Consider the following 3,356-nt stretch of genomic DNA (forward strand, 5'->3'; position numbering starts at 1 on the left):
GATCAAGGCCGTAGAGTGTGCGTGACGCATCGAGATCATAGGCCATGGACAGTGTCGTACCCTGCAGGTTGCGGGCATTTTCCTGAACATAGGCGTCGGCGATCGACAGCGACGAATTGACGATCGTCTTGGTGCGGATCTCGAACCAGCGGTCGAGGCCGATGTCGAGCGTGATCGACGCGATGATGGCCACCATGATGGCCGGAATGGCGGCAACCAGGGCGAACATGGCGACAATGCGCACATGCAGCCGCGAAGCGGCCTTGCCATGCCGGCGCGCCATCAGGATGCGGTGCACCTCACGCCCGACCAGCGCGATAAGAATCAGGACGAAAGCCGCGTTGAGGGCAATCAACGCCAGCGTCGTCGACTCGTTCGGTGTGATCGGCGTGGCGCCAACGAGGATGGTGAACGAGATCGCCGCCGTCATCAGCGCGCCGACGACCGCGATCACGCCTGGCAGCGCAAGCAGCCGGCGCCCGTCACGAGCGCCGGGTTCGCTGAAAAGCGGTTGGTTTGTTGTCGGTGCCTGCGGGGCCATGTCGCCGTCTAGTGCCATGATTGCGTCGGATGTATGCAACGCATTGTGGCGATTATGCAACAAGTGTGACCGAGACGGAAATCTTTCGCGAGCCGATCCCCTGAAAAGAGCGCGGGTTCAGATCAAAGGCTCAGCCCTGGCGCGACGATTTGTAGACGTTGACGCCAAGTTCGCGGATCTTCTTGCGCAGCGTGTTGCGGTTCAAGCCAAGCAGTTCCGCGGCCTTGATCTGGTTGCCGCGGGTTGCCGTCATCGAGGCCAGGACGAGTGGAAACTCGACCTCGGACAGGATGCGTTGATAAAGCCCGGCAGGTGGCAAATCGCCGGCAAACGAGGCGAAATAGCGTTGCAGGAAGTGCTCGACCGCCTGGCCGATCGACAAATCGTCGGGAATGAGATTGCCGCCACCCGGCACCACGGGACGTTCGCCGGTCTTGAGCTCGGCCTCGATGATCTCGGCGGAAATCTCGTCCTGCGAATAGAGCGCGGCGAGCCTGCGAACCAGGTTTTCCAGTTCGCGCACATTGCCCGGCCACGGATAGCGCTTCATCAACTCGATGCCGCCGGAAGAAATGCGCTTGGTCTGCAGGCCTTCCATTTCGCCGAGCTTGAAGAAGTGGCGGACAAGGTCGGGCACATCCTCGGAGCGCTCACGCAGCGCGGGCAGCCGGAGCGGCACCACGTTGAGGCGATAGAACAGATCCTCGCGAAAAAGCCCCTGGTTGATCAGGGTGCGCAGATCCTTGTTGGTGGCGGCGACGATGCGCACGTCGGTCTTGATCGGCGTGCGTCCGCCAACCGTCGTGTATTCGCCCTGCTGGAGCACGCGCAGCAGGCGGGTCTGCGCCTCCATCGGCATGTCGCCGATTTCATCGAGGAACAGCGTGCCGCCTTCAGCCTGCTCGAAGCGTCCGGTCGAGCGATTCTGCGCGCCGGTGAAGGCGCCCTTCTCGTGACCGAACAGTTCCGATTCGATCAGGTCGCGCGGGATCGCCGCCATGTTGATGGCGACGAACGGGCCGCCACGGCGGCGGCCATATTCATGCAGCGCGCGCGCCACCAGTTCCTTGCCGGTGCCGGATTCGCCCGAGATCATCACCGTCAGGTCGGTCTGCATCATGCGCGCCAGCATGCGGTAGATGTCCTGCATGGCGGCCGAACGGCCGACCAGCGGCATTGCATCGGGCTGCTCTTCCGGCCGCGCATCGATCTTCGGCCGTCGCGGCTCGGAAAGCGCCCGGTTGACGATGTTGAGCAGTTCGGTCAGGTCGAACGGCTTGGGCAGATACTCATAGGCGCCGGTTTCAGACGCGCGGATCGCCGTCATGAAGGTGTTCTGGGCGCTCATGACGATGACCGGCAGTTCCGGCCTCGCCTTCTTGATGCGCGGCAGCATGTCGAAGGCGTTCTCGTCCGGCATCACCACATCGGTGATGACCAGATCGCCCTCGCCCGCCGCCACCCAGCGCCACAAAGTCGAAGCATTGGAGGTGACGCGCACCTCGTGGCCGACGCGCGAAAGCGCCTGGTTGAGGACAGTGCGGATCGCCGCATCGTCGTCGGCGACGAGAATATTGCCGCGAACGGTCATTTGCGGTCTCCTTCACCGTCTTCATCGGCGCCGTATGGCGCTTCTTTCCAGGCCGGCATCAGGATGCGGAATGTGGTCCCGCGCGGCGTCGATTCGCATTCGATGATGCCGCCATGTTCGCCGACGATTTTGGCGACCAGCGCCAGCCCCAGCCCCGAGCCGTTCGGCTTGGTGGTGATGAACGGGTCGAACAGGATCGGCAAGATGTCTTCCGAGACGCCGGAGCCATTGTCGCGCACACAGAACTCCAGCGGCAGCGACACGCGGTCCTGCGTGCCCGGCACTGAAACACGGATGCCTGGCCGGAAGGCGGTCGACAGCACGATCTCGCCCTGCGGGTCACTGCCGATCGCCTCGGCGGCGTTCTTGACCAGGTTGAGGAACACCTGGATCAACTGGTCGCGGTTGGCAAACACCGGAGGCAACGAAGGATCATAGTCCTCCAATATCTTGATTCTCTTGGCAAAACCGTTCTTGGCAATGGCCTTCACATGGTCGAGCACGACATGGATGTTGACGGGGTAGCGGTCGATCGGCCGCTCGTCGGAAAACACCTCCATGCGATCGACCAGCGACACGATGCGGTCGGTCTCGTCGGTGATCAGCCGCGTCAGCGCACGGTCTTCGTCGGAAGCCGACAGTTCCAGCAACTGGGCAGCGCCGCGGATGCCGGAGAGCGGGTTCTTGATCTCATGGGCAAGCATCGCGGCCAGGCCGGTGACCGAGCGCGCTGCGCCCCGATGCGTCATCTGCCGGTCGATCTTGTCGGCCATCGACCGTTCCTGGAACATAACCACCACCGAGCCCGGAAATTCCGGTACCGGCGCGACATAGAGATCGACGACCTTCTCGATGCCGAGACGCGGCGACGACACGTCGACGCGATACTCGTTGACCGGTGCCAGGCGCTCGCGCACCTGGTCGACCAGCGTCAGCAGCGGGCTGCCGAAGGGAATGAGTTTTGACAGCGTGTTGCGGGCGAGCATGGTCGCGCTTGAACGAAAGAAGTCCTCCGCGTCGGCGTTGGCAAAGGTGATGAAGCCTTCCTCGCTGATCATGATCACCGGGCGGCGGATGGTGTTGAGTACGATCTGGGCGGCATCCGCCATTTCAGCGCCTTGGCCGGCGGCGGCGTTCATGCGGCACTCCGCAGGGTCAAAGGTTGCGGATCGCGCGAAAACACATCGCGCAGCAAGGCAATGACGCGCGCGGGCTCGAATGCGG

General features: G+C 63.0%; 2 protein-coding genes and 1 pseudogene. All 3 read right to left on the reverse strand.

All coding sequences use genetic code 11. The features are described from left to right. A pseudogene (locus EN884_RS30365) lies at positions 1 to 541 on the reverse strand (PAS domain-containing sensor histidine kinase); the annotation flags it as partial. Positions 542 to 671: 130 nt separating this feature from the next. Continuing rightward, positions 672 to 2,132: a nitrogen regulation protein NR(I) gene (gene ntrC, locus EN884_RS30370; protein WP_024505195.1), complete on the reverse strand. Its 1,461-nt coding sequence runs from the start codon at positions 2,130 to 2,132 to the stop codon at positions 672 to 674. After that, entirely contained in the window at positions 2,129 to 3,271 is a 1,143-nt protein-coding gene (locus EN884_RS30375; RefSeq protein ID WP_013531493.1) for a nitrogen regulation protein NR(II), read from the reverse strand. The genes ntrC and EN884_RS30375 overlap by 4 nt, the downstream gene beginning before the upstream one ends. Between the last annotated feature and the right edge of the window lie 85 nt (positions 3,272 to 3,356).

The sequence above is a fragment of the Mesorhizobium sp. M7A.F.Ca.AU.001.01.1.1 genome (assembly GCF_004022735.1).
GTDB lineage: Bacteria > Pseudomonadota > Alphaproteobacteria > Rhizobiales > Rhizobiaceae > Mesorhizobium > Mesorhizobium ciceri.

Excerpts from the sequence above, each read along its gene's own strand:
- ntrC (WP_024505195.1), bottom strand. The coding sequence starts at position 2,132 with ATGACCGTTCGCGGCAATATTCTCGTCGCCGACGACGATGCGGCGATC.
- EN884_RS30375 (WP_013531493.1), bottom strand. The coding sequence starts at position 3,271 with ATGAACGCCGCCGCCGGCCAAGGCGCTGAAATGGCGGATGCCGCCCAG.